Source organism: Aquimarina litoralis (assembly GCF_039523995.1).
Lineage (GTDB): Bacteria > Bacteroidota > Bacteroidia > Flavobacteriales > Flavobacteriaceae > Aquimarina > Aquimarina litoralis.
On record NZ_BAAAGE010000019.1, the window covers coordinates 1 to 1,675 of the forward strand.

Sequence of the window (1,675 nt, forward strand, 5' to 3'; positions counted from 1 at the left end):
CCAAGGAGTTGATCCAGCATCTTGTCTTCCTAAGACCGCTTGGCCTCCGACTTAGTTATTAATTATATAATTATTCTTCAGTTCAAAATAGATTCTTTTAGACTTTTTCACCGCTCGTAATCAATTTGTTTCATGCTAGGAATAAAAAGTGGCCTTTTTTAAAAAATTGGAGATAGAAAAATTGGAACCTTCAATTTATGAATGCAGTGTTGGAAAAAATTGGAGGCCTCTTATTGAAAGTCGAGAGATACAAACGTAAAAGTTTAGAGAAAGATTTATATATGAGTTTTTACATATATGATATCAGTGAAAGAGAAATGAAAAAAGAAGTAATAATTGAAGGAGAAACGTACTATATTGAAAGTGAGGATGACCTAGTTAGCATAGTTCATGAGTTAGTCAAAAGAGGGTTTACAGTTAAGGAGATTGCATACGGACTAGGAATCAGTGAGAAAAAGGTCAGGAAATATTTAGAAGACTGTTGGTAAGTTAAGTTTTGTTTTTTTATTTGTAAGTTCTAATTCTCCTTTTTAGAATTTTTATTTTTCTCCTAATTAGCTAAGATTATGCTTAGTTTTTTTCAGTTTTGTGATAGTAATTGTAAAGGTTGAAAAATCAAGGAGGTGAAAAAATAAAGAGATAGAGAAGTAAAAAGATAGAGAAAGATTTATATAGCAGAAGATACATATATGTAAGTGGTGAGTAAAAAGTGAAGTATGAAGTCTTAAATCAAATCGTAAATCAAGTATTTGAAGACAGTACAGTAGACGAGTTACAGCTGAGATTTAGGGAAGATGTTGAAGTTAGTCCAGAAGAATTTAAACAGTTAATCGGTCAAGGTACCTTGGTAACTGGTACAGAAGATTACGGTGTAATAACTGACATTTACGAATATTGTGAAGAAGGAAAAAGGTACGTTAAAATGTTATTGGTCTACTATAAGAAAGATGAGAAATATTACGTAATGGAGTTACAAATGTGGAGAGAGATTAAGCTATAATTTTCTTTTTTTATTTCATTAATTTTTTTCTTATTTTTATTTTTTAATTTTTTCTTTATTATCTAAGACTATGGACTATTTTTTTCATTTTTCAGATACTAATTCAGGAGGTTGAAAAATCAAGACGGTGAAAAGATAAAGAGATAGAAAGATAAAAGAATAGAGAAAGATTTAAATAGTAGAAGATACATATGAAAGAATGAGGGGAAAAAGGTGAATGGTCAAGAATTAAGTCAAAAGATAATTTCAGTAGTTAGAGATTTTTTAAATGATCAATTCGTACAGAGGAAAGTGTTAAAAACGAAAAAAGAACTGACATTTAGCGAAAAACAGCTTAAAGAAATTGTTGAAAAAATTATGGAATATTACGGGATAAATTCAAATAATATCAATATCTTTAATGATAAGATTGAATTCAGATTTGATTATGATTTTGGCACTGTATTTGGTATATATCACGAAACTAGATACATAAGATTATTTTTTGAAAAAAGAAACAATATGTTAAAATTGACTAAAATTGAACTTGAAAAGTAAGTCTTTCTTTTTTTCTTTTTCTTCTTTTTAATTCTTAGTTTGTTTTTTTCTTTTCTAAATATTAGCTAAAGCTATGCCGAATTTTTTTCATTTTCCAGATACTAATTCTGCAAGTCGGAGGCCAAGCGGTCTTAGGAA

At 28.6% G+C, this 1,675-nt stretch carries 3 protein-coding genes; all 3 read left to right on the forward strand.

What is annotated here, in order from left to right:
• Positions 1-197 precede the first annotated feature (197 nt).
• The 3 genes from ABD077_RS25065 to ABD077_RS25075 all read left to right on the forward strand — a co-directional run bounded on the left by ABD077_RS25065 (position 198) and on the right by ABD077_RS25075 (position 1,537).
• Positions 198-488, forward strand: coding sequence for a hypothetical protein (locus ABD077_RS25065; protein WP_343799778.1), 291 nt, complete (start codon positions 198-200; stop codon positions 486-488).
• Positions 489-709: 221 nt separating this feature from the next.
• Positions 710-1,000: an AcrID1 family anti-CRISPR protein gene (locus tag ABD077_RS25070; protein WP_343914939.1), complete on the forward strand. Its 291-nt coding sequence runs from the start codon at positions 710-712 to the stop codon at positions 998-1,000.
• Positions 1,001-1,213: 213 nt separating this feature from the next.
• Positions 1,214-1,537, forward strand: coding sequence for a hypothetical protein (locus ABD077_RS25075; RefSeq protein ID WP_198968552.1), 324 nt, complete (start codon positions 1,214-1,216; stop codon positions 1,535-1,537).
• Positions 1,538-1,675 lie beyond the last annotated feature (138 nt).